Source organism: Barnesiella sp. An22, from assembly GCF_963931395.1.
GTDB classification, from domain to species: Bacteria; Bacteroidota; Bacteroidia; order Bacteroidales; family Barnesiellaceae; genus Barnesiella; species Barnesiella merdigallinarum.
Window position 1 is genome coordinate 1,681,204 of the sequence record NZ_OZ007014.1, and the last position, 24,720, is coordinate 1,705,923.

Here is a 24,720-nt window from a genome sequence, read left to right on the forward strand (position 1 = left end):
TATGTGTACTATTGAAGAGCGTGTTCAACTTATGGTTGAGCAGCACCCTCAAAAGATGGCTGTGATTAGCGGGGGTGTAGCGGTTTCTTATGCCGAGTTTTGGGCGCGTGTTCAGGAAAAGGCGAGCCTATTTTTGTCGCAAAAAATGGTCTCAGAAGGGCGGGGGCATGTAATTAGGGCATCCCAATCGATAGATTTTTTAGTTACCTACTTTGCCGTGCATCTGGCTGGCGGAGTCGCGGTCCCGTTGGAGAACGATATTCCCGAGGAGCGTCTGGTGAGCATAAAGGGGGAGGTTGAACACCTGGCGATGCCATTGGGCACGGCCGATGTCCTGTATACTACAGGTACTACGGGTCAGAGCAAGGGGGTTATGATCAGCCATGAGGCCGTGATTGCCAATACCGAGAATCTGGTTGAAGCACAGGGGTATTCCGAAGGGTTGCTGTTCGTAATTACGGGCCCGCTGAATCACATTGGAAATCTTTCGAAAGTTCTTCCGGTGCTTTTTACGGGTGGAACACTATATATCATGCAAGGAATGAAAGATATGAATCTTTTCTTCTCTGCATTTGAACTCCCTTTTGCCCGGATTGCTACCTTTTTGGTCCCCGCCAGTATTCGCATGTTGATGGCATTTTGTTCCGATCGGTTGCAGGCTTGTGCCTCGCGAATCGAGTTTATCGAGACTGGGGCAGCTCCCATTGCTCAATCCGATATGGAGCATCTGTGCAAGTTATTGCCTTCTTCCCGGTTGTACAATACCTATGCTTCGACCGAAACAGGTATCGTTTGTACGCATAATTTTAATGGAGACAAGTGTATTGCCGGTTGCTTGGGGCGACCGATGAAACATTCACGAGTCTTTATAGATGAGACTGGAGCCGTAGCTTGCCAAGGAAAGACCTTGATGACGGGATATATAGGTGATTCCGTGGCTACCCGGTCATTGCTGCGCGATGGAACATTGTATACTCACGATAATGGCCTGTTGGATGAGGACGGTATGTTGCGACTTACCGGAAGATGTGACGATGTAATCAATATAGGCGGATTTAAGGTCGCTCCGTCTGAAGTGGAAGATGTGGCTTTGTCGTTGCCCGAGGTGGTGGACTGTGTGTGTATCTCGACCATACATCCAGTGCTGGGGAATGTTTTGAAGTTACTGCTCGTTTTGGAGGAGGGCTGTGTACTGGACAAAAAAAGAATAGCGCGTTATATCCGCACTAAATTGGAAGTATATAAGGTCCCGACCCTCTACGAAACTGTCGAAAAGATAAATCGGACTTACAATGGAAAGATAAATCGCAAGTATTATCGTTGAAATAGGCTTTGTCGGTAACCGTATGGTGGGGGATAATCAGAAATGGACTATCCCCTTGCAATACTCCGGATTACTCCCTCACCATTTCGTAGCGGGTGCCGAACCATTGGTCGAGGGTTTCATCGACCTGGGCGTTGATTTCGGGGGTGATTTTGCCCTTTATCTTTTTGTAGACATAGAGCACGGCGGCCCCTTCGTCGAGTACCCCGATGAACTTGAACACGGCACTGGGGATGAGGCTTACCGGCGAAATGGTGTAGATGATGGCGGCATAGATGAGAATGCGGTCGAGGGTCGAGGTCTTCTCGTCCTTCATCACGTAGTAGAACTGGAGCAACGGGCGAGCCGCCACACGGCCTACCTTGAGGGCATAGGGCTGCAACTTGATGTATATGCGGTTTATCTTGTCGCGCCAATCGACATTTTTTACTCGGGCCAGAAGCCGTTTGATATCTTTACCCATAATCATATAGGCTAAAATGGTGATGCAAATGATCGTGAACATATTCTTTTTCGTTTCGTGTTTGTGTATAGAGAGTGTGTTCCGTCTCACAATCTATCGTCGCAAAGATAATTTTTTTACGGAAAAGTTCCGAATCCTGCCAAAAAACTCAAACCAGTTTGGCTTTATTGCGCTCTCCTTTCACTATCTTTTCAGAAGACAGGATGCGGTTCGGCATAGTCAAAAATGAAAACTTTGTTTTCTCTTTGTCTCTGCGCTCTCCTTTCACTATATTTGTTGTAATCAGGTAGGTTTTATTTGACTATCAACAGATTGGATAAAACTCGCACGAGAACGGGCAATGGATAAGAAAAAGCCGGACTGTTCCGAACCGCCATATTTCTCATGCTTTCAAATAACTCTTTATCTCACTTGCAAAGATAACATTTCTTTCTGAAAAGGCCATATAAACGGCTGCAATCTTACGGAATAAAAACATATCGGGAAAAACGAGCATACCGTAGCCGAGTCCCCATAACCACAGGCAAAGGTAATTCGTGTTCTTCCCGTACAAGCAAGGCCAAGCCCTTCGGGTTCGTGGAAAAAATCATCCTCGCCCCGGAGGGCTTGCGGTATTTTTTCCCGAAGCCTTGCATGTACGGAACACGACCTTTTTAGGCCTGTAGTTATGGGAACTCCGGCCCCAGAAGCCGGACTAACAAAAAATCAAATGTTATGTTACAGGCAACAAAGAACAAGTACACGGTGGAAACACTCAAACCACTGAACATTCTGTACGATCATGAACACTGGCTGACACAGCAGGACGTGGATATGGCCAACGGCTATGTGGAACTGATAGAAAGGACACGCTCGGAAAAGACTCCACAGATAGGTGACAGACTCATCTATGTGGACAGATACGGGAAATATTACGGCAATGCCCTTATTGAAAACAATGATGAAGAGAGCGGTCGGATTTCCATCTGTGAAGAACCTTATATTCCCTTTGTATGGGAGCAGGACGCCAATATCCGGCTGAGCGTCAGCGGAGGGGCCTTCCACCATATTGACCCCAAGCAATTGAAATTCGTCAGATGGACGGAAGTGCATTCAAGGACTGGGGAAACTGCGGAGCGTGTGCCAACGGTGCCGTCGCATTCACGGCAAGAGTGCCGTTATGGTCCTATTCCGAACCTGACCCTCTCTACGGCGATTTCACCACGGAAACATGGAGACAGTATTATCTGACAAAAAACACGGGTCCGGACGCACGCAACCTGTACCAGGGCTTCGACATAGCTTTCAGGACCGAAGATGACTTCCAGCAGTTCCTGAAGGACTATGAAGGGACCGTGTTCAAGGGCAACCAGGAAAACCAGATCGTACTCTGGTGTTTCCGTCATGAGAACCGGTTCCTGCCGCAGCACGAGTGGGACAAAATAGATGTCCAGGCCGTGGAACGGCGTCTCAACTTTTATCCCGAACAGGTCAAGCTGGTCAAGGACATGGACAGCCACATCACCTACTGTTACCGTATCAAACCCGAAATTGACAATCTCTAAAACAATACAGTTATGCAGACAACAGCAACAAGAACAGCAGGCAGCCACACTGACCTGCTCACAGGAATCCTGAACGTACAAGTGAGAAACGAGGACAAGATTACAGAACAGGACAGGCAGTATTGCCAGCTCCAACAGGACCAGCTCTACAAAACGCTTGACCGTATCGACCGATGGTATGCCATCTTCAAGGAAGAAGCGGAACGATACCGGGAAACAAAGAACCTCAAGTATGAGGATAACGGTAAGGTCACTATACGGAACTTCCATTTCAACTACAGCGGGGAGGATGACTATACCCACAACGAATTCAAACCGTTTGACCTCATCAACGAGCTTGTGGACAACAACTGCAATGCCAACGCGAATTTTGCGAGTCGCATCATTTCCTATTTCAACAGGACCTACAATGTAGATGTCCCCGTTCCTGTAATCGACGAGAAGGCCATGCGCATGGGGTTCCGTCCGGTCTACCAGACTTACGTGGACACGGTCATCGAACACCTCGGCGGAAAAAGTTTCCGTGAGACCGCAGAGGAAGAACTGCTGGCCCGTTTCCTGAAAACGGTACAGCCTTCCCGCTGGAGCAAGGTGAAGCCCGAACTGAAAAAGGACAAGATAACTTTTCCTGACATCGTATCCTGGGACAGCATCCATCTGGAGTACCACCGGGAATACGAGTTCTCGTATGACTGCGAAAGGAAGGTGGGCATTTTCTGCGAAGGTATCGCATACGGGGCGGATGACGTGATAAACGGTTCAAGCGGTATGGTCATCGGCCTTGACAGACGCGATGTGGATATAACCGAATGGTACGACCTCACCCTGACCAACGCAGAGCAGATCAAGTTCTACAAGAACGGACGCATCGACGTGCGCTTCAAGGACAGCCAGGCCGCAGAGAACTGCTACAGGAAGCTGCGGCTGGATGAAATCACACTCAGAGAAGACTGATTCATGAAATACTTATTCAGGCACCCCGTAAGACATCCTTGCGGGGTGTCTTCGTTTCCAACCATTAAAAAAGAAAAGACATGTATGCCATCATACCCCAACAGATTCCCCAGGACAGGCGTGCCGAGGTCAACGAGAAGATTCTTTTCGCCATAGACTCCGGCAAGGACCTCGTCCCGAAGGAAAGCATCTACAACTGCTACACGGGAACCGGAGGACTGCACAGCCTCAGACAGTCGAACTTCGCCAGCTACCATGACTATGCCGAGGCCAAGAAGGAATTTGAGATGGGACAGTTCTTCACCCCGCACGACATATGCCGAAACATGATGGAAGCCCTATCCCCAACATCTACGGAAATGGTGCTTGACATGTGCTGCGGCATGGGCAACTTCTTCAACCATCTGCCCAACCTGCACAATGCCTACGGATTCGACATCGACGGCAAGGCGGTAGCCGTTGCCCGATACCTCTACCCGGAAGCCCATATCGAGAAATGCGACATACAGCTGTACAATCCCGAACAGCGTTTCGACATCATTGTCGGAAATCCGCCCTTCAACCTGAAATTTGATTACAGGCTGTCGCAGGAATTCTACATGGACAAGGCCTATGACGTGCTCAACCCTGCCGGAATCCTGATGGTCATCGTCCCTCTCTCCTTCATGCAGAACGAGTTCTGGGAAAAGACACGCGTGGCGAAAATCAACTCGAATTTCTCCTTCATCGGCCAGACCAGGCTGGAACATTCAGCCTTCTCTACGGTGGGCGTGCAGAATTTCGCAACAAAAATCATGGTATTCCTCCGCCGTTCCCTCCATATTGAAATGCAGCCGTACAACGCGGAAGAGTTTGTCAGCATGGATGAGCTGAAGAAACGCATAGCCGAAGTGCGGAAAATGAAACACCGGCTGCGCCTCCAGCTGATGCGGGAGTGCAACCATATAGACAAAGAAGAGCTGGAACAGTTCGAGTACAGGCTCGCCAAATACATGTATGAGCTGAAAGCCCATGCCGTGCTGAACAGGCATGTCGAAAAGGCGGAGGCGCTGGTGTCCAAATTCCGCAACCAGAAACCGCCGGAAAATGCCACCCGGGAACAGATAAAGGAATGGGAACGCAAGAAGCTGACCACCGGCAAGGTTCTCGGCATCATCCGCAGGTACATCACCTCGCAGAACGTGGTGCCGCGCAAGGAAGTGGCATTGGTGAAGACATCCTATGGCTTCAAGCTGAAGCAATATGCCCCGCGTCTGCTTGACAAGGTCACGCACAAGGCCGCAGGCATCAACGACCTCATACTCGGAAGGGCCGAACTCCCGATGCCGGAAAACGTCACAGAAAAGAACATGCGGCAGATCCGTGCCGCCAGTAAACTGATACGGCGCAAACAGAGGCAATACGAGACCCAGAATCTCCAGTTTGTGGAAATGCGGGAAGATGCCGGCCTGAAGGAATACCTGGACCGCACCACATTCATCAACAAGGACGGTGAAGTCTGCGAATTCACGGACTTGCAGAAACACGACCTGAACCTCGTGTTGCAGAAACGCTACGCCCTGCTGAACTGGCAGCAGGGTTCAGGCAAGACTGCCGCCGTCTATCACAGGGCGAAATACCTGCTCAAGTTCAGAAAGGCAAAGAACGTCATCATACTTGCCCCGGCCATCGCCACCAACATGACCTGGATACCGTTCCTTACCATAAACAAGGAACGCTTCCGTACAATACAGACCGCCGGCGACCTCAACAACATACCGGAAGGGACATTCCTTGTCGTCTCCACCTCCATGCTCCGGAAACTGAAAAGAGGACTGATGCGTTTCGTGAAACGCACTTCCGGCAAGCTGTGCCTTGTCTTCGACGAGTCGGACGAAATCACCAATCCCACATCGCAGCGTACAAGAAACATCCTGCGCATATTCAGGAGGCTCAGGTACAAGATCCTCGACACGGGAACAACCACCCGCAACAACATCGCGGAACTGTACAGCCAGTTCGAACTACTCTACAACAACTCCGTAAACATGATATGCTGGAGCCCGCAGGTCTACCACGAAAACAGGGACCACGAGATAGAGGAAGAGAACAACCCGGATTACGGAACACCGTTCCCCGCCTTCAGGGGGCATGTCCTTTTCCGTGCCTGCCACTGTCCGGGGAAAGCCACTGTATTCGGCATCGAGAAACAGAACCAGGACGTGTACAACAAGGACGAACTCTCCGAACTTATCGGCAAGACGGTCATCACCCGTAAATTCAGGGACTTCGCAGGAGAGAAATACCAGATACGGACACATACCGTCCGTCCCTCGGAAGGAGAACACGAGGTATACCGTGTCATCATCGAGGAATTCTGCCGCATCTGTGAGCTGTACTACAACAGCACGGGAGACACGAAAAAGGATGCAGGACTGAGACTCATGAGGCAGATCAAGCTGCTTATCAAAGCCTGTTCGGTACCTCACCTGATAGAGGGATACTACGGTGACAGTTATCCTTCCAAGACCCGCTATATTGAAAGGCTCATAAGGACAATACCGGGTAAGGTTGCCATCGGATGTACCACATTGGCGGCCTTCGACCTCTACGAGAGCTATATCCGGGAACATTTTCCCGACAGACCTGTATTTGTGGTCAAGGGAGATGTAGCCTTCAAGAAACGGCAGAGCATCGTGACCGAATTCGACTCCACCATCAACGGCATCCTGATATGCACACAGCAGAGCCTGAGCAGCTCCGTGAACATACCTACCTGCAACGACGTGATACTGGAATCCCTGCAGTGGAACATCCCCCGTATGGAACAGTTCTACTTCCGTTTCATCCGTCTCGATTCCAAAGAAATGAAGGATGTCCACTACGTCACCTACGAAGATTCGGTCGAACAGAACCTGATGGCACTGGTACTGACCAAGGAGCGTCTGAACGAATTCATCAAGACCGGTGAGGTCAAAGAACAGTCAGAAATCTTCGAGGAGTTCGACATCACAATGTCTGTCATCGACAGCCTGCTCATCCGCACGCAGGACAGTGAAGGCAAAATACACATCAGCTGGGGAAGCCAGCGCATAACAGAATAAATATGAACCGTATGAAGAAGACCGGGAGTTCCATTCCCACCGACAAAGGTAAGCCGCGTCCCCATCGGCTGAGCAAGGTCAGGCCGCAGGCGGTTTTCAGGAAAATCATCCTCGCGGAGCTGCGGTATTTTCCCGAAAAACCCTGCACAGCCGGGACACGGCACCTTGTCGAGGTCGGTGGAATGGAATCCCCGGCATCCACATACATAAAAGACAAGTAATATGGATCTGAACAATGCAGAGATTGCCGTGACCACACAGCATCTCATTGACATAAAGGATTACAAGGACTACTGGCTGCACCTGTCCGACTACAGCGACATGGGCGAGTTCCTGAGTGCCTGTTCCGACCTGTTTCCCGGGGAAAAGGAACCGGAATACCGGTATCCGAAATGGGAAAACATTCCGGACACACTGATCAGCCGTGAATGGCTCTGTCCCAACTTCTTCGAGATCAGGGATGCCCTTGAAAGGCTCGAAGAGGAAGAAACGGAGTTTTTCATAAGCTGGAGCAGAAGTTACGGATATGACATCACCACGGATGACCCGCACATGATGGTATCACACTACCATGACCTGTACGGGGATACCGTCACGGAAACGGAAGAAGACGCGGACACGGGAGAAGATGCCCTGATATACACGGGCGTATCAAGCTACTACTGCGACATGCTTCCATTCCGTTACGAAATATTTGATGACAATTATGACTAAAAGACAAAAGATATGGAAATCAACTTCAAAGGACCTGTAATGCCTATCGACCCATACTCGCAGCTGGCATTCGTGGAAATACTGAACATACTACTGACGGCGAGACACATCGTGGACGTGAACCGCTTCCTCATAAGCAGGAATGTCAATCCGCAGTTCGGCTCACTGTCAGGCTATTTCAGATGGTCGTTCGCCGGAGACCATTTTACCCTCTGGCAACGCACGGACTACAATTCAACGCTATGTTTTAACCACAGGATACTCGATCTGCCTTTCGGTGTCCTGGCAGCAAAAGACAGCGGGAAAGACAAGGAAACGGCAAACTGAAAATGAAACGATATGGAAACTACGATAAAAATACCCAACCGGGAAATCGCGCTCGCGGCATTTGACAGGCTCCGCCGGGAAAAAAGGAAGGATGCCGCACTGAGGCTGGCCGGGTGTATGCTCAGAGGGACATACATATCCCTCGGCATCGGTGATACCGACTGGGAAATAGACACCGCACTGCACAAATGCGGCGGTGAGCCTAAAACCGGATACGGTCATATGGCACATTTCCACTTCGACGGCGAGACGGAAATGGAAACAGAGAAATATGAAAGGCTCAAGGAAGAGAACGAATGACAAGGGAGCGGCCGAAAGGTCGCTCTTCTCATTTATAAACGACATGTACGGGAAACAGAATCCTGCCGTACACAGGTAACAGAAATGGAAGAACAGGAAAGACTGACAATGGAATTCGTGAAATCGCTCATGGACAAGTCCTACACGCTGGTATGGGTGGACTACAACGACAATCTCGACAACTGCCGTGACACCATCCAGAAGTGTCTGGAAGAAAGGAGCTGTGAAAGTCTGTGGGAGAAAGTGGACGAATGGTACGGTGACGCCGAATGGGAAGCTGTCCGTGAAATCGTCTCAAAGCTGAAGGATGAATGTATCCGTTTCCATGATTTCGAGGAAGAGGAAGTGGACAAGTTCTTTCAAGAACACGAAGACGAAATCAGGGAAGAAATCTATGACAGAAACGACTCTGACACGCTGAAAGAACTTCTCAAAAACACGGATGACATCCCCGTGCGTGTCGAGATGCTGTCAAACTACGACTGCATCAATTCCAACTGGCTGGAATCGCAGGAAGGATACCGGTACAAGGAATCCTATTTCGGGGATATGATAGACGCGCTGAACCTCAATCCAGCCAAAGTGAAGAAAATGCTGGTGGAGAAAGGCTACACGGTATATGGCCGGTTCCCCGACAAAAAATACAGGGACGGCAAGGAACAGGTATCCTATGAACAGTTCTACCATGAACTCATCAACTCCTGCTGCGGTGCCAACCTGCTGACCTATATCGGCAAGGTAAGCCTGCAGGAACTTTATGATGCCGGATTCTCGCTTGGGGAAGTCATTATTCCCAAAGGCAACTGCTGCGGCATCTTCAGCTCCATGTACGGCGGTGGAAGTCTCCTGGAAATGGAACTCCTGAAAGATGTCAGACTGAAACTGGAAGTCAGGGACTATCACGGATTCCGCTTCCGTCTTGACAGCGAGAACTCAAAATATGAATGCTCCATCAAGCATGTGTACGGGGTATGCGATTCCTTCTTCGGAGAAAAGATAGGTCTTGTCGCTTCATAAATCAAGTATGGTCACTTAAAGATATCAAATCATGGAAAAGAAATATGCAATCATCCTATTCAAGGGAAAAGAATACCTGTGCGGACACGAAGACGGCTGCCATTACGATGTGTCCTGCCCGGTGAGGACATTCACTGAAGGAGAAGACGACTTCAAAATTCAGGAATCCGGGAAAAACCGGTCTGAAAGGACATTCCGGTACCATGAAAAGGAATTCAGGCTTGTCACCGGCTTCTACCCGAACGGATGGCCGGTTCTGAGTCTGGAATCACCGGACAACGGGGAACTATACACGGTACTTACCGTCAATCTGGAAGACTCCCCGGCATTCGGGATTCCCGACCAGGCATTCATTGACATAAACAACAATCCGGAAGCGATGGAATTCCTCATAAGGAACAGCCTTGCCGAAGATACGGGATACAGACGCAAAAGCGGATGGGTGGAATACCCGATGGCCAAACTGAACCTGGCTGAACTGTACCGGTTGTCACCGGAATCGTTCGAGAACCAAGAATAAGAATCAACAATAGAAATCATTAACCAAATCATAGGAATTATGGCAAAGTACGATGTAAGAGTAAGGTACACCTTCGAGGGTACCTATAAGGTCGTGGCGGAAGACCGCGACGAGGCGGAAAGAATTGTAACGGAAGACTGCGGTCTGGTATTGGGCGGAAACATCCACACTACCCGCGATGATGACGAGGTGACAGACTGGAGATTCAGCAGTCACCCTGACATGCAGATCCTTTCTTTCAGGGAACGGGTTGACAAAGGCAAGGTCAGATACACGTCCATGTGTTTCAGCGATAGGATTGAAGAACTGAGAAAGGACATAATCGAAGCCATCAGGCAACTGCTCGATGCGCACGGCCTGAAAAAAATCACGTTTACCGACAACGAAGAAGACCCTGTATGGATCATCTGGTTTGACGATAATGCAGAACCATACGAGTGTTATGTTACAGGAATAGAGGTTACTGACAAGCACATTACCGTGTTGGCAACAATAAAGGACAGTATGGAAGAGGTTTTCTGTCAGAGTCCTTTCGAACTCGGAGCCAGCAACATTGATTGGCTTAATCAAATGTACGAAGCAGTAAGGCTTCAACTTGATAATACAAAAGGAAACTCTTGAAACGAAAGACAATATGGCAACAAAAATCAATATGGACAGATACGTCTGGGAAGGATGGACTGTCGGAGCGTTCATCAGGGAACTGGCCCCGCAGGTGGAAATGATCATGAGCGGGCAAAGCTGGAGGGAACCTTTCAGGAACAAACAGGAACTGGCGGACTGGTGCAGGGACAACCAGCCCTATTACAAGAAAAGGATCCCTGAAGTGAACAGCTATTTTGCAAGGATGTATAACCTTAAATAAAAACAACATTATGAAATATCAAGCGGAAAATGCAGTCTCCAGCTTCTTCTACTATATGTGGAATGCCTGGTGCGAGGAAGAGTGCAGGACAGTATTCAAGGAAATGCACCCACACTTTTGGGAAAAATGGTCTCTGATGACGGACAAGGGAATATTCGGAGCCGCTGAACGGTTCTATGCGGAACTGACGGACCGTTACAGGGAAAAGCTGGTGGAACGGGCCGTTAGCCTGTATGACGGCAAAGCCAGACGCAAACACCCGGACGATTCCGAAATCAAGGTGTGCAATGATTGCGGTTCAACGGAGATTGAAATCCAGGCATGGGTGGATGTAAACACGAATGAATACCACAGTGACGTGGACGATGACATCTGGTGTTCCCGGTGTGAGGACAATGTGGAGACCTGCTCCAAACAATCCTTTCTGGAAAAGATGCAGGAATGGTGGAAATCCAACAGCACCGATAACCTTGAATACCTGACCGGATTCAAGACATCCGATTTCCCTTCAGCCAATTCCGGACAGACATTCGCCGAGGCCGCCGACGAATGGTGGAACGGCAAAAACTATGACGAGAAGAGGAACATATACCTGACAAACAATTAAAGACAACGGCTATGGCACGGAACATCATTGACCTGATCTGCAACTCATGCAGTTGCGGCAAGGAAGAGGCACAGGAATACCTGGACGACGAGATAAGAAACCTGCAGGAACTTCAGGAAGACAACGACCTGAGAAGCGAAGACTTCGAAATCGCGTGCAGCAACCTCGGACTCGACCAGGACTGGCAGATATATTTCATCAACCGTCTTGCGGGACTTTAATATCTACACTATGACTTATTTTCAGAACATACACTCACTGGCGGAGCTGAAAAAAGAATACCGCCGTCTGGCAATGCTTCACCATCCGGACAAGGGTGGTGACACTGCCCTCATGCAGCAGGTGAATACCGAATTCGGAAAGCTGTTCGAGGTCTGGAAAGACAAGCCTTGCGTTTCCACAACCCCGACAGGCTACGAACACGACTTTCAGGATGCCACCGCAAAGGAATACACCGAATACGTGTACAATGAATACCGCTGGAAAGGGCGCAACTACAACGGGCAGTCCGCGCCGGAAATCACGGAACTGGTCAGGGCATGGCTCAAGGAGACCTATCCGAGATACACCTTCTCGGTCCGCAGGGACGGATACAACTCAATCCTTATCCGGCTGATGAAAGCGGACTTCGAGGCTTTCACCAGAGAATCCGGCAAGGTACAGGGAGACATCAACCACTACAACATCCAGGCATCGGACAGTCTGACCGACCGGGCCAAGGAGGTGATGACAAACGTCAGGGATTTTGTGATGTCATACAATTTCGATGAAAGCGACCCCATGACCGACTATTTCCACACCAACTTCTACCTCACGCTCGGAATCGGCAGCTACAGACAGCCGTACCGGATGGAACTGCCGAAGATTACGGGAAAAGACACTCCTGAAGTGTTCAGGTATCCTGAAGGACCTGCACACAAGGCTATGCGACAGGCACTGGGCAAGGCGCGTTTCGGCTTCATCGAGAGCCGGAAGCATATCGGGGAAATGATACTCGGAGAAGACTTTTACGGCTCACAGGGAGAACATTATTTCTGGCCCAAGGAGTATTCAAGCGCGAAGACGGCACAGAAACGCATCGGAAAACTGGAGGCAGCCGGAATGCACTGCGAACTGACAGGCTGCAACGGCGGATACATACGCCTGCTCGGATATACTCCGGAGACGGAAAGCAGTCTGGAACGGGAAAGGCAGGAATATGCCACGGCATACCGGAAGTGGGTGTCAGAACACGGCATATCCCCAAATACGGGAACAGTACACCAGAACATTTCAAATCCAATCAGACAGATACAATTATGACAAACAGGGAAATCATCAGAGAACTGAAACGCTGCGGCTACAGCCGGGTGGACATTGATACGGACAGTAGAGCCGCAAAGACTTTCTACACCTACCGTGGCGGGCTTCATATCAACGGTACGGAAGATCTGTCATTCCATATCGTACCGCCACAGGACAGTCTCGGACTGGGACGGTTTGCAATATGCGCCACCCGTAACGGGGAAAGCTCACAGCTGGGGACAGACCAAGCCCCGTTCTTTTTCCGGTGGCTGTTCGCTTTCCTCAAAGGTGAGAGAAAAGAGAATGAGATAATAGATGGAATATGTACCGACAGAAAAACAGAATAGAAATATGAAAGCAAAAGTATTGAAATACAAGTTTGACGGCAACACCATCGTTGCCCCATACATGGAACTTGAACCGTATGCGGAGAATGTATTCATCTCGCTGGCAAGAAAAAACGAATACGGAAACGAAAGTGAAGACAGTTTCCATGTAATCTGCAAGATAGGTGATGTCCATTTTTTCTGCGGACAGTATTCACGCAGAATCCTTGACAAGGAGGGTCACCGGGAAGAAGCGGCAGCCTATTGCAAGAACTGGATTGAAAACATCCTGAAGGATGCGGAGGATGGAAAAATCATCCCCCTCTTGTCTGTCCATGTATTCAATGCCCTCGGTCTTGACTCCACTCCCTTGGTACAGGCCCGTGAGACGTATGCAAAAAGGCAGGAAGAAAAGCGTCTGGAACGGAAAAGAAAAGAAGAACAGGAAAGAAAGGAAAAAGAATCCCGATGGCATCAACAACTCGACGAAAACAAACGGAAATTCCTGAGCGGTGAGAAAATAACGGCAGAAATGTTTCTTGAAATCACAGGAAGGGACGGCTTTGACATCCATATCAGAACCAAAGGGACATTCAACCGACATGTAACAGCAATCGACCGGAACGGAACCGTCAGTTTCAGAAAATACAAAGGCCGCCGTACTCCCGACTTTACCGGATGTCATAAGGCTGTAACAGACTATCTTGCATTCCTTGCCGAAGATGAAATCAGCCAATAAAATCCAAAGCGGTAACAGCCATCCTATGCAACTGTTACCGCTATTATTAGGACATATCAGGATTTACAGCTTCCTGTTCAGTATCATCGCCAAGGGATAGATAAACTGGTTATAGGCCTTGAGTTTCCTCAGATCCAGCACATACCCGGCATAGGGATTGGTACAGTCCGAATAGAAAAACACATCGGTAAAACCCGCATGTTCCTTTATGATTTCACCTTCCAGGGGAATCTCGTCCACATCAAAATCCTCCAGAGGCAGTTCCTCCAGACGGGCATGTTCCCCATTGCCCAACACATTGAGATTACGGTTGAACAGCACGTATCCTCGCTTACTGTAATCCACGCGCATACCATACGGACGCTCCACAAGGAAAGCATCCGCAGCTTTCTTTATATAATCTTCCATGATTTTCAAATTAGGATTTGCAAAAGTACACCATTCCTCCGGCAGTGACGAACAAATCAGAGAGAATATCACCATAACATGTACGGAAAACAACAGCACATTCCCCTTGTATATTTTATTTCCCTCCCTGCAAAGGTAGTCCCGTGTCCAATGTATCCGGACAAGGTCAGGCCCCTGCGGGGTTGGCTGAAAGAAAATCATCCTCGCCGGTGGCTGCGGTATTTTCTTCCGCCAAACCTTGCGGGTACGGCCACGGGACAGTCAGGCAGGCGAGAAATAAAAAATACCGGCTCCCGGAGCCGGACGTGTTTAATAGATAAAATACAATGAGTTATGAAAATCCTGAATGAAGAACATTTCCAGAATGTAAAACGCTATGCCGAATCCATTGGCGACACCTCTCTCCAGAACTGTCTGGACCGACTGAAGAGCTGGGAAGACGATCCTAACCATCCAAGCGAAATCTCACTCTATTATGACCATGCTCCGTATTCGTTCGGTTTCACACAACGCTATCCCGACGGAAGCATCGGCATTGTAGGCGGGCTGCTCTATCACGGCATACCGGACCGCTCTTTCGCTGTAACACTGCAACCGTTCCACGGATGGCAGATACATACTTAAAAACAGACAATCATAGTATTAACTTTATAAAATTCAAGATTATGGAAGCATTGGCAGTATTGGAAAAGCAACAGCAGTTTGATTTTCAGAACAACGGAATCGAAGTAATGAATTTCGAGACTCTTCAACGTACCTACAAGGAGAATGATATCTATGGCAAGCCTGTCCAGGGCATCTATCATTACCAGGTCCTGCAGCGTATGATGGACATTTGCGAGAAGTATAATCTCGATTACGAGGTAGAGGAAATCTTCGCGGCCCAGAATAGGAACAAGACACAACCGGGAGTGAGCATTCTCCCACAGGTGGAACAGACACACGGCGAAAAGGCTGTGGAAGCTCACATTCTCCGACGTATCTTCGCTACCATCCGTATCAAGGACTGGGAAACGGACGAGCTGACGACTACGCTGGTCGTCGCCTACCATCAGGACGGCATACAGGCAGCCATAGGCCCGTGCGTGAAAGTATGCCATAACCAGTGTATCCTCTCACCGGAAAGAAGCATCTGCAACTACGGGAAGAACAAGGTGACAACGGAAGGGGTATTCGAGACGGTGGACGGATGGCTGGCCAATTTCGAAGTGAACATGAACGAGGACATTGCAAGGATTCAGAGGCTGAAACGCAGAATCGTCTCCCTGGAGGAGGTGTACATGTATATCGGGCTGCTGACAGCATTGCGTGTCTCCCATGACAGTTCGGACAGAACCCTGTCATCCTCCGTGGAAACCTACCCGCTGAACCAGAGCCAGATTTCCATCTTCACGGAAGAGGTGTTGAAACTGGCCCGCGAAAAGGGACAGATAACCGCTTGGGACTTATATAACGTAGCGACTGAGATATATAAGCCGGGCAGAACGGATTTCCCGGCACTGATTCCGCAGAACGGAGCCATGGCGGAACTCCTGCTTTCCCGTCTGCCGGCAGAGGTGGAAATACAGGATGCCGTTCTGGTAAGCTAATCTCGACATTGATAACTATTTGAGGAAATGTAAACAGGGGAGACTCCGACGGTAATACTCCGTCAGAGTCTCCCCTTTAAAAACTATTTACTGGAGGTGTATAATCAAATTATTGAGAACAATTAAACGACTTTATAAGATAGTTGATTATTGTAATTTCGGGAATAATTATCAGTATTCAATAATGGTTATTTTTTCAATACAACTTACTAAATATCTCAAATCGAAACCATTTGTTCTCTCAGAATTAGAAGGGTAAATGTTACAAGTTCGTTGAACATAACGTATGGCAAACCTGAAAGCAAAAAGCTAAATAAAATCTCGTATTTTGTTCAAGTCTTGAAATTGTCACAAATAATTTATAATTTGGCGACAAATATACTTATGAAGACAAGTGCAGAAGATAATATTGGGGTTGCAATTAAAGAAGGTAGGAAATACATTTTCTTCCCTGCTGATTTTACATTATACGTTGAAATAATGACTGTTGGCAAAAGTTTTGAACGACTGATCGCAAAAGACTGCATAATCCGCTTGACGAGAGGTATATACATATATTCTGAGATTGATAAAGTCTTAGAGCTTGTCATATTAATGCTATCCATAGAAAGAATTTTCAAAACAAATGCCTATAAGGGAAAGCCTTGTATTGTGCTGATAGTCAATTATGCCTTGAACAAATTGAGCATATTTCTCCAAGAGTCTAATATAGTCTATCAGACTGACGGAGTATCACGCAAGGTAAGTTTTGAAAAATACAATTCAAATGCATCTCCTCTCAAAATCTCTCATTCTCTAATAAATAATGTTTGTTATGGGTATCTTGAGGAGAAAAAGAGAATGTGTTGATAGACGAACGAAGGCTTTATGCTACTGATGTGGATAAGAACGTTCATAAAACAAGCGAATGAACTTAAAATAATAATTTTAACTAGTGGTGTAACATCAATTCTATTTATATATAATGCAGCGAAACTTATACATGAAATAGGATAGAATAATTTACTATATGAATAATTTGACATTATCAATAACAACCATAGGTGATTTGCTTTTGGAAAGTAAAATAACCAGACGGGGAGATGGTAAGCCTATCAACAATGTAAGGCTTACTGTTCCAGAATATCAGCGTCCATATAAGTGGACTGCGCGAAATGCCATACAGTTGCTTGATGATATAATTGAGGCAAAAAATAATAACAAGGAGGTTTATCGCGTTGGCACGCTTATCTTGCATAAAGATCATGATGATAAAAGTCTGGAAAGATACAACATTGTTGATGGTCAGCAACGAACCATAACATTTTCGTTATTGTTATATGCCTTATATGAACTTGAAAAACCAAAAGATAGACGTAAAATTGGTTTCTTGAATCAACGGGTATTTAATAATCAGTTTAGTCGTCACAATATTCCTAATAACCTGAATGCGTTCAGACGTAGAACACATAAAAGTACAGAGGGTGATGGAAATTTGGAACATATTCGTGACATGAGGAAATTGCGTGATTTTATCGAGAAACAATGTGAGTTGATTGTGGTTATTACTGATGATGTGTCAGAGGCATTCCAATTTTTTGATTCTCAGAATGCTCGAGGTAAGGCATTATATCCTCATGATTTACTAAAAGCATATCATCTGCGTGAGATGTCAGACATAGACGAGCGAAAGACTGAGCAAATTGTTAAGGAATGGGAGAAGATACCTCAGCATGAACTGGCTTCATTTTTCGGTGACTATCTATATAGGATAAAAGAATGGATAAATGGAAATTGGGCTTATAAACTAAATGAACACAACATTTACAAATTCAAAGGTATCACGAAGATGGCTCGCACACCTTACGCTCAATTCTATAAGAGTGCATTTTCGTATGCTGATTTCATAAATTCATCGGCTATGCCATTCGTTTCAGGTACGAGAGAAGTTAATGCTTTTCAGTTGAATACTCCAATTATAGCAGGGAAACCATTCTTTGATTATACAAAACATTACTATAACATTTTAAAGGATATTCAAGATAATAGTCAATATGAAGGCTTTTATATTCAAGGAGACATAATTGTCAAGACTTTGGATAAGTATTTCAGCAAAGGGGTTGGTAACAAAATAACGCGATTATTATTTGATACTGCATTGTTGCTTTATGTGGATCGTTTCTGCCCAGCAACATACCCTACGAAAACAGATACAGACTTGTTTGAGCAATTTGTAACTTACGCCTTTATTTGGGCATATTCGCTCCGTGCCCAGTACTCCCATCTTGGTTGGCATTCAGCACAGAATTACGTCCTAGAAAGATGCGAGAGAGATGTGATCAACTCACTCAATATATATAAACTAATAGCAGACTCTGATACGCCAATATCACTATTGAGCCTCTTGGCAGACAGATTAAATCCTCTTTCATACGACAATATCTACGACAACCGAGTATATAAAAGTATCGATGATGGAACTGTTGACGAAATGGAAGATGACGTATTTAAGAATTATCTGCATTTTTTCAAACCCACTTTTTATTCCGAGTAGAATTATGGATAAAACATTGCCGCTTAAAGAGCGTTCAATACGCCAGATTTATATAGAGAGCCAGGAGTCAAAGAAATATGTGATACCGATATATCAACGTAACTATGCTTGGGAAGAAGACGAGATTACAGCCTTGATAAAGGATGTATATGATTCTTGGCGAAAGAATGCTAATGCTCCATATTATATTGGTACGTTGGTAACATACAAGCGTGGGGATAACGAGTATGAAGTGATTGACGGACAGCAAAGATTGACTGCAATTTATATCATACTGAATGCTTTGGGTATCAAAGATTTCAAGAATAAATTGACCTATGGAGCACGTAAAATATCTGCTTCTACTATCAATAACCTAAAGAATTATCCTAAACTTGGTGATGAGGTTGATGAAGGTATCAGAAATGGATATAAGTTTGCAGAAAAGGCAATAAATACCATAGTAAGTAATTCAGAACGACCATCTTTTGAGCAGTACTTTTTGGATTTAGTGCATATCATACACTATAGTGTACCTAAGGATGTAGATTTGAACCATTATTTTGAGGTCATGAACTCTCGTGGTGAACAGTTGGAGAAGCATGAGATTGTTAAGTCAACACTAAGTCAGTATCTGAAGAACAAGAAAGAGTTGGCTACGTTTAGTCGCGTATGGGAGGCTTGTAGTGAGATGAATATCTATATACAACAGGCTTTCCCTGATAGCAATGTGTTTGGATATAATCTTCATAAGTTCAAAATCAATGGTTTTGATGAGATACCGGAGCAGGATGAGTCTGAAGGCAAAGACACTATTCTAAATCTGTTGCAGAAACCTATTGTGAAAATAGAGGATTCTACAGACATAGAACAAAATGATAAGTTTCAACCAATAATCGATTTCCCTAATTTCTTGTTGCTAGTTCTTAAAGTAACAAGGATGGAACTTAGGGGCTTTGATCCGCTCGCTTTTACTCTGGACGACAAAGAGTTGCTGAATGAATTTCTTTGCACCCTTGAGTCTGTTGATAACAAAGCCGAGTTTGCAAAACAGTTTGCTTTTAATCTTTTGAAGGCAAAGTTTTTGCTTGACAACTATATAGTTCATCATACTCTAAATGACAAGGAATCCTTAGGAGATAACCCTTGGAAATTGCAGTATTACTATCTTGAAACAAAGAAGAAAAGATACCCTAAGAATCTGACAAGTACACAGGATATACAGAAGGAACTAGTTCATTTGCTTTCTATGTTTGAGGTCTCATTTACACCAAAACAGCGTAAGAACTATTTGTTTTATTGTATGATGTTCCTTTTCGATAATTATGAACTTTCAGATAAAGAATACCTCGAGTTTTTGCAAAGTCTCGCTGATAAGTACTTTTACGATGTATATCTGAATGTAGATTGCTTAAACGAAAGAAATCAACCTGGTCCAAATGCATTTGATAGTGCCATTTTGAAAGATGGTGAATTGAATGTTGATGAGATAGGTATTGACGATGTTGATTACAAGGGGGTTTTCAGTATTATCTACAAACAAGGTAAATACGATATTCCGTTGTTCGTATTCAACTATACTGACTATATGCTTTGGAAAAAGTACGCTGATGCACTTCGAGGTAACAAGTTAGCGAGTAAGAGTCCTAAACGCCGTGCATTTTTTGAAGATTTAGGCTGTAGTGATTTTGAGCTTGAACCGTTTAATAACTTCTATTTCTCTCGTACAAGAAAGACTTTAGAGCATTATTATCCACAAGCCAAGGCTGGAGAAGGAAGACCTCTCAGCGAAGACGAAATCAATTGTTTCGGTAACTTCGCGATGATTGGAGCGGAAGCAAACAGCTCGGGTTCTAGTTGGGATCCTAAAACTAAGCTTGACCATTACAGTGATGGAAAATCAGACCAAGTTAGCGTTGCTTCATTGAAATTTAAGATTATGATGCAAATGTGTCAAGATAACTGCAAAGCAATACTCAACGGCGATTTAGACAGAGAAAAAGGAATGGAATGGAATGCGGAAGACATGCACATTCACCAAAAAAAAATGCTTGACATAATTATTCATAAATAATAATTAATTAGTATGGCAACATAAATAATAAACATCGAATAATATTCGTGAGTATCAAGAATTCGTATGAAGCCTGGTTGAATAATGATCACAGTAATCCTTTGTATCGACCATCTGTATATGACTCTGTACTGTAAAGTATTGGCGAGTGAAAGACGAGAAGGCTAATAACGCCACACACATTATCGGTTGCTATAAGGGCATTGTGAAGGAAGTGGTGAAGATAACTGAACAGCCAAAGATTGACCATGGACGTACGGTTTTTACTGGTATTGAACAACCTAATTCGCCTTACATGGAGTTGGACATCAGAACCATTTTCAATGCGCTCATCAATTTTAATACAAAATATTATAATTTATAGAAGTCTTTATAAAAATATGGTTCATGAATTAACTAATTCTTTTGTAGAGTGCTGTATATAACAATATACAACTTCTCGCATCAAAAAAGCTCTTGATATAGAAAATCTTCAATGTGTCGGAGAATATTATCTGACAAAGAAGATAGTAGCGAGTATTTCAATAGAATTGATTTAAAAAGGGAGAACCCGACGGCAATACACCGAAAGATTCTCCCTTTTTCTTTTACTCTTCAAAGAGCAGCATATATTCCACCTTCCTTCTCCGCTCGATGTTCGGTACTACTTTGCCTTTGTAGCACCGGAAGGAGATATACTCTTTATAGATATTCCGGTCTCCGGTCTCCAGCTTTTTGACAAGTGTACTCTTGGGTATCTTCTTGCTGCCTAAAAGTCTGTACGGACCCACATTATAGGCAAGCGTGGCCAGCAGCAGAGAATCCTTTCCGAACTGCCGGAACATGGCGCAGAACTTGCGCAAGTCCGTCCTGAGAAGTTCATCGGCCTGTTGCCTTGTCATGGTATGGGCAGAATACTTTTCCCCAGGTTGCAGGCAATGACCCCAACCTACATAGGGGTAATGCCGGGAAGAATGCCAGCCCTCAAACCGCTTGATGCACTCGACGGCAAGGCTGAACCTGTCCTGTTTCTCCTTTACCGGATTCTCCGCCCGCAACGGTATGTTCCCGAGGCAGATGGAGGCGAAAAACGCGGCAAACAAACTTGTCCTTAATCCCATAGGCGAATCGGATCTATTAAAGGATACCACTTGCCACCGATAGTAACCACGGTGTCCTCATCTCCCGTCTCATTGTTGAAATCGAAGGTCAGCTGGAAAAGCTGTGCCGGCTCGCTGTTATCTTCAAAATAGATGTCGATGCTCTGCTGGTCCTCACAATCGGAGGTGTAATAAAGGCGGAACACCTCCCGGTCCAGGGGATAGCGGTCGTTGGGTAGCAGCACCATTCCGTCGTCCATGCGCAACTTGCCTTCGCCGTCCGGCTGGAAATAACGAATGGTATAGCGGGCGTCGGAGAACCGTCCTTCCCGTTTCAGTTCGCAGCGTATTTCCACGGTCTCGCCTTTCACGATGCGTGTGGGTACGGGCATCGTCTCCACCGTGAAGGGATAGGATTGCTGCATGTCAAGGTCATCGCTGCACGAGGTCAGCATACCAAAGGTCAGGCCCATCAAGGCGCATACAAGGGCAAGCAGCCCTTTTTTATTATAAATCGGTTTCATATTCATTTCTTGTTTTTGTGGGTTATAAAAAATATTACTGTTCAAGCGGGAAATTGCTTTCCAGATATTCATTCAGATCCTTGTAACCGGCATACAGGTCGGAACAGTCGTCAATCCTGTCACCGTAGCGTTTCCGGAGGACGGCCAGCGTCCTTTTCCCGGCATCATCATTGTCCAGGTAGCACCGGATCTTCCCGTAATTGTCCAGAAAAGGGAACGAACGTTCAAGCAGGGCCACCGAATTGAGGACCAGATAATCCTCACCGCGGCTGATGCCGAGTACCTTCCATGAAAGAAAGTCGATAAAACCCTCAAAAAGGTTACAGGTAAGCGAGCCGTTACGGATGAGGGAAATGTCCTTGGGCGGCAGACACCATTTCATGAACCTGGTCCGAAGCTCATAGCCTCCGCCCATATTCCTGAAACCGACGGCAAAATACCTCTTGCCGTACAGACGGAACCGTACTTCCTCGCACTCCGCACGGGCGATTTCCGCAGGTATGCCGCGCCCCTTCAGATAGCCGAGCAGTGCATTACACCGCAAGGGACCGCAAACCACCTCCTCGAAGCGGGAAGGCTCCTTGCGCTTTTCTGTCCTGACACTTTCCTTTTCTCTTTTCTGTCCGACATATTCAGGTATAGTTCCTCCATATACTCCGGCGATGAACCTCGCCTGCGCCATGAAGCCGTCACTTCCTGAAAGCTCCCCCGCAAGGGTGAAGATGTCGCCTCCATGTCCGGTGCCGAAGTCATGCCATACACCCTTACGGGTGTTCACATGGAACGAAGGTGTCCTTTCCTCACGGTACGGGGAGAGATACCAGCATTCGTCACCGTGCCTTCTGACGGGCTCATGTCCCAAGCGGGACAGGAATTCCTCAATGGGAATGCCTCTGATCATCTCTATATCCATAGGCATCTAATTGATGATGAAACGGACTCCAAGCCCGAACTGTGTCGTGAACTTTCCCAGAGAACTGCCCCATAGCACACGTTCGCGCACATGGGCAAGCAGCACGATACGGTCCGTCACATAGCTTTCCAGCTCCAGCGTCAGGGCTCCGCCATAGACGAAGGCATCCCGGTGGGAAAGCATGGAACCGTCATACAGAACCTTTTCTCCCCAGTTCAACGTCTCATATCCCACCAGGGCGGAACCGCCGACAGAAAGGAAGAATATCTTCGCCGGGTCGGACAGGAACTTCAGGTAATAACCGCCCTCGGCCGTAAACTGGGCCCGTGGAACGGAAGTCCCGCGGTAGTCGTAGTTCTTCAGCAGGTATTCCACGCCAGCCACCCAATGGTTGGCCCTTTTCGTATAGCCCGATACAGCAAACCCCGTGTACCAGTCAACCGGTGATTTCAGGTTTCCGGCAAAGCCTCCCCTGAGTTCCACGCCCTTCATTCCCGGAAGGTAACGCTGGGCGTATGCCTGCCCCGATGACAGGGCAAGCGATACGCATACGGCAAAAAGAAACAAGTACTTCTTCATGGTCATTTCACTTTAAGTTCATTGATAACCCTCGCTCTCACGATGTCCTCACTCTCCACGGTGAAGGTCTGATGACGGCCTCCGCTCTTCTCGTGCATCTCCACCACCAGCATCTTGTCAGCGGGAATGGTGAACTTGTCAAAGACAAAGACGGTACGCTCGTTCTTCTTTCCGGCAACAGCCGTGGCATAGTTGTAGGCACGCAACGGAAATATCACTTGCTCCTGGATGGCCGTGCGCTTGAGGACCTTCTTGTCCACAATCTTGAACGTCACGAAATCCACCTCATAAGGCACGTTCGACGTGTTCTTCACCTGGGTGTGGAAATAGAGCAGCCCGTTGTGGGTATAGAGTCCGCGCAGCAGGTACTGGATGCCGAACGCCTTGCTTCCGATATGCTTGATGTGGCGTCTGTTATCCTTGTGGATGGCCTTGGAAATAAGGTGTACCAGCTTGGGCGACTCGCTGCCGAGTTCCTTCAGGTAGATGTCAAGGGCATTGTTCGGGCGGTTCACCTCGCTGCCATCATTAATAAAATCGGCCATCTCGATGTTGAGCAGCAGAGGCTCGTCGGCATACTTCACATTGAAGGTGTAGAAACTTCCGCTTTCGGTAATCACCGACATGTTGGTCTCCTCACGGAAATTCTTTCTGGTAGCCTTTACCCTGATTACATTCTCTGAACCGTCCGCCTTGCCCGCAATCAGATTCGGAGAACCGAGATCCACGTAGCGGACAGCCGAGGGAAAGATGATATGGGTCGTCTTGTCATACGTCACTTCCAGACCGTAAGGCGGAATCATCCGGTCAAAGGTGAGCTTTCTGGACAGCCCGTGATAGAGGTCGCCGTCCTCCTGCTGCGGATAGATATCCGCCTTCAGGGTCAAATCATTTACGGCCGTGGTATCAGCCGACTGTGCATGTGCACTTGCAACGCCGCCTGCGAGGGCAAGCATCAAAAGAATCTTTTTCATG

29 protein-coding genes and 1 pseudogene are annotated in these 24,720 nt (G+C 46.8%); 23 read left to right on the forward strand and 7 right to left on the reverse strand.

The window, feature by feature from the left end:
- The first annotated feature begins 1 nt into the window (after nucleotide 1).
- Nucleotides 2–1,324, forward strand: coding sequence for a class I adenylate-forming enzyme family protein (locus tag ABGT88_RS06710; protein WP_346701146.1), 1,323 nt, complete (start codon nucleotides 2–4; stop codon nucleotides 1,322–1,324).
- 70 nt (nucleotides 1,325–1,394) lie between these two features.
- Here the strand turns inward: ABGT88_RS06710 and ABGT88_RS06715 are convergent, their stop codons facing one another.
- Nucleotides 1,395–1,829 (reverse strand): YkvA family protein, encoded by a 435-nt coding sequence (locus ABGT88_RS06715; RefSeq protein WP_258327274.1) that lies wholly within the window; start codon nucleotides 1,827–1,829, stop codon nucleotides 1,395–1,397.
- Nucleotides 1,830–2,501: 672 nt separating this feature from the next.
- Between ABGT88_RS06715 and ABGT88_RS06720 the strand changes: the two are divergent.
- The 16 genes and pseudogenes from ABGT88_RS06720 to ABGT88_RS06795 all read left to right on the forward strand — a co-directional run bounded on the left by ABGT88_RS06720 (nucleotide 2,502) and on the right by ABGT88_RS06795 (nucleotide 14,067).
- Nucleotides 2,502–3,331 (forward strand): annotated as a pseudogene (locus ABGT88_RS06720) (DUF4121 family protein).
- A gap of 12 nt (nucleotides 3,332–3,343) precedes the next feature.
- Nucleotides 3,344–4,285 carry a hypothetical protein gene (locus tag ABGT88_RS06725; protein ID WP_346701148.1) on the forward strand — a complete coding sequence of 314 codons (942 nt, stop codon included), beginning with the start codon at nucleotides 3,344–3,346 and terminating at the stop codon, nucleotides 4,283–4,285.
- A gap of 80 nt (nucleotides 4,286–4,365) precedes the next feature.
- Nucleotides 4,366–7,368 (forward strand): N-6 DNA methylase, encoded by a 3,003-nt coding sequence (locus ABGT88_RS06730; protein WP_346701150.1) that lies wholly within the window; start codon nucleotides 4,366–4,368, stop codon nucleotides 7,366–7,368.
- A gap of 11 nt (nucleotides 7,369–7,379) precedes the next feature.
- Complete coding sequence (locus ABGT88_RS06735) at nucleotides 7,380–7,589, forward strand: hypothetical protein (RefSeq protein WP_225226238.1); 210 nt, start codon at nucleotides 7,380–7,382, stop codon at nucleotides 7,587–7,589.
- 1 nt (nucleotide 7,590) lies between these two features.
- On the forward strand, nucleotides 7,591–8,082 hold the full coding sequence (locus ABGT88_RS06740; RefSeq protein ID WP_346701152.1) for a hypothetical protein: 492 nt from the start codon (nucleotides 7,591–7,593) through the stop codon (nucleotides 8,080–8,082).
- Between the two features lie 12 nt (nucleotides 8,083–8,094).
- Nucleotides 8,095–8,409 (forward strand): hypothetical protein, encoded by a 315-nt coding sequence (locus ABGT88_RS06745; RefSeq protein WP_346701154.1) that lies wholly within the window; start codon nucleotides 8,095–8,097, stop codon nucleotides 8,407–8,409.
- Nucleotides 8,410–8,421: 12 nt separating this feature from the next.
- Entirely contained in the window at nucleotides 8,422–8,709 is a 288-nt protein-coding gene (locus tag ABGT88_RS06750) for a hypothetical protein (RefSeq protein ID WP_055300433.1), read from the forward strand.
- 84 nt (nucleotides 8,710–8,793) lie between these two features.
- Complete coding sequence (locus ABGT88_RS06755) at nucleotides 8,794–9,726, forward strand: hypothetical protein (protein WP_346701157.1); 933 nt, start codon at nucleotides 8,794–8,796, stop codon at nucleotides 9,724–9,726.
- Between the two features lie 31 nt (nucleotides 9,727–9,757).
- Entirely contained in the window at nucleotides 9,758–10,246 is a 489-nt protein-coding gene (locus tag ABGT88_RS06760; protein WP_055172621.1) for a DUF4313 domain-containing protein, read from the forward strand.
- 39 nt (nucleotides 10,247–10,285) lie between these two features.
- Entirely contained in the window at nucleotides 10,286–10,867 is a 582-nt protein-coding gene (locus ABGT88_RS06765) for a hypothetical protein (protein WP_346701159.1), read from the forward strand.
- Nucleotides 10,868–10,880: 13 nt separating this feature from the next.
- Nucleotides 10,881–11,111: a hypothetical protein gene (locus ABGT88_RS06770; protein ID WP_005801758.1), complete on the forward strand. Its 231-nt coding sequence runs from the start codon at nucleotides 10,881–10,883 to the stop codon at nucleotides 11,109–11,111.
- A gap of 10 nt (nucleotides 11,112–11,121) precedes the next feature.
- Nucleotides 11,122–11,718, forward strand: a complete 597-nt coding sequence (locus ABGT88_RS06775) for a hypothetical protein (RefSeq protein ID WP_072545499.1) — start codon at nucleotides 11,122–11,124, stop codon at nucleotides 11,716–11,718.
- Nucleotides 11,719–11,729: 11 nt separating this feature from the next.
- Nucleotides 11,730–11,939, forward strand: coding sequence for a hypothetical protein (locus ABGT88_RS06780; RefSeq protein ID WP_005801761.1), 210 nt, complete (start codon nucleotides 11,730–11,732; stop codon nucleotides 11,937–11,939).
- A gap of 10 nt (nucleotides 11,940–11,949) precedes the next feature.
- Nucleotides 11,950–13,020: an LPD29 domain-containing protein gene (locus tag ABGT88_RS06785; RefSeq protein WP_032944375.1), complete on the forward strand. Its 1,071-nt coding sequence runs from the start codon at nucleotides 11,950–11,952 to the stop codon at nucleotides 13,018–13,020.
- On the forward strand, nucleotides 13,017–13,349 hold the full coding sequence (locus ABGT88_RS06790; protein ID WP_057281950.1) for a hypothetical protein: 333 nt from the start codon (nucleotides 13,017–13,019) through the stop codon (nucleotides 13,347–13,349). Before ABGT88_RS06785 ends, ABGT88_RS06790 begins: the two co-directional genes overlap by 4 nt.
- A gap of 4 nt (nucleotides 13,350–13,353) precedes the next feature.
- Complete coding sequence (locus tag ABGT88_RS06795; protein ID WP_346701162.1) at nucleotides 13,354–14,067, forward strand: hypothetical protein; 714 nt, start codon at nucleotides 13,354–13,356, stop codon at nucleotides 14,065–14,067.
- A 63-nt stretch (nucleotides 14,068–14,130) separates the two neighbouring features.
- Here ABGT88_RS06795 and ABGT88_RS06800 read toward each other — a convergent pair whose 3' ends face one another.
- Nucleotides 14,131–14,475, reverse strand: a complete 345-nt coding sequence (locus ABGT88_RS06800; protein WP_055172633.1) for a hypothetical protein — start codon at nucleotides 14,473–14,475, stop codon at nucleotides 14,131–14,133.
- A gap of 333 nt (nucleotides 14,476–14,808) precedes the next feature.
- On the opposite strand from ABGT88_RS06800, the gene ABGT88_RS06805 reads away from it, so the two are divergent.
- From ABGT88_RS06805 to ABGT88_RS06830, 6 genes are all read left to right on the forward strand, one after another.
- Complete coding sequence (locus tag ABGT88_RS06805; RefSeq protein WP_258328191.1) at nucleotides 14,809–15,099, forward strand: DUF4120 domain-containing protein; 291 nt, start codon at nucleotides 14,809–14,811, stop codon at nucleotides 15,097–15,099.
- A 41-nt stretch (nucleotides 15,100–15,140) separates the two neighbouring features.
- Nucleotides 15,141–16,064, forward strand: a complete 924-nt coding sequence (locus tag ABGT88_RS06810; RefSeq protein ID WP_346701165.1) for a DUF932 domain-containing protein — start codon at nucleotides 15,141–15,143, stop codon at nucleotides 16,062–16,064.
- Between the two features lie 384 nt (nucleotides 16,065–16,448).
- Nucleotides 16,449–16,913: a DUF6088 family protein gene (locus tag ABGT88_RS06815; RefSeq protein ID WP_346701167.1), complete on the forward strand. Its 465-nt coding sequence runs from the start codon at nucleotides 16,449–16,451 to the stop codon at nucleotides 16,911–16,913.
- A 160-nt stretch (nucleotides 16,914–17,073) separates the two neighbouring features.
- Nucleotides 17,074–18,597 carry a DUF262 domain-containing protein gene (locus ABGT88_RS06820; protein ID WP_346701169.1) on the forward strand — a complete coding sequence of 508 codons (1,524 nt, stop codon included), beginning with the start codon at nucleotides 17,074–17,076 and terminating at the stop codon, nucleotides 18,595–18,597.
- 4 nt (nucleotides 18,598–18,601) lie between these two features.
- On the forward strand, nucleotides 18,602–20,650 hold the full coding sequence (locus ABGT88_RS06825; RefSeq protein ID WP_346701171.1) for a DUF262 domain-containing protein: 2,049 nt from the start codon (nucleotides 18,602–18,604) through the stop codon (nucleotides 20,648–20,650).
- Nucleotides 20,651–20,798: 148 nt separating this feature from the next.
- On the forward strand, nucleotides 20,799–21,014 hold the full coding sequence (locus ABGT88_RS06830) for a hypothetical protein (protein ID WP_346701173.1): 216 nt from the start codon (nucleotides 20,799–20,801) through the stop codon (nucleotides 21,012–21,014).
- 223 nt (nucleotides 21,015–21,237) lie between these two features.
- Here the strand turns inward: ABGT88_RS06830 and ABGT88_RS06835 are convergent, their stop codons facing one another.
- Genes ABGT88_RS06835 through traN form a run of 5 tightly spaced genes read right to left on the reverse strand, consistent with a single transcriptional unit; the run spans nucleotide 21,238 to nucleotide 24,719 of the window.
- Nucleotides 21,238–21,750 carry a glycoside hydrolase family protein gene (locus tag ABGT88_RS06835; RefSeq protein ID WP_346701175.1) on the reverse strand — a complete coding sequence of 171 codons (513 nt, stop codon included), beginning with the start codon at nucleotides 21,748–21,750 and terminating at the stop codon, nucleotides 21,238–21,240.
- The gene (locus ABGT88_RS06840; RefSeq protein WP_346701177.1) at nucleotides 21,741–22,253 is read right to left on the reverse strand and encodes a DUF3872 domain-containing protein; all 513 of its coding nucleotides are present in this window, start codon (nucleotides 22,251–22,253) and stop codon (nucleotides 21,741–21,743) included. The genes ABGT88_RS06835 and ABGT88_RS06840 overlap by 10 nt, the downstream gene beginning before the upstream one ends.
- 34 nt (nucleotides 22,254–22,287) lie before the next feature.
- Complete coding sequence (locus ABGT88_RS06845) at nucleotides 22,288–23,166, reverse strand: toprim domain-containing protein (protein WP_346701179.1); 879 nt, start codon at nucleotides 23,164–23,166, stop codon at nucleotides 22,288–22,290.
- A 6-nt stretch (nucleotides 23,167–23,172) separates the two neighbouring features.
- The gene (locus ABGT88_RS06850) at nucleotides 23,173–23,745 is read right to left on the reverse strand and encodes a conjugal transfer protein TraO (RefSeq protein ID WP_346701181.1); all 573 of its coding nucleotides are present in this window, start codon (nucleotides 23,743–23,745) and stop codon (nucleotides 23,173–23,175) included.
- A gap of 2 nt (nucleotides 23,746–23,747) precedes the next feature.
- Complete coding sequence (gene traN / locus ABGT88_RS06855; RefSeq protein ID WP_346701183.1) at nucleotides 23,748–24,719, reverse strand: conjugative transposon protein TraN; 972 nt, start codon at nucleotides 24,717–24,719, stop codon at nucleotides 23,748–23,750.
- Nucleotide 24,720: the final 1 nt, after the last annotated feature.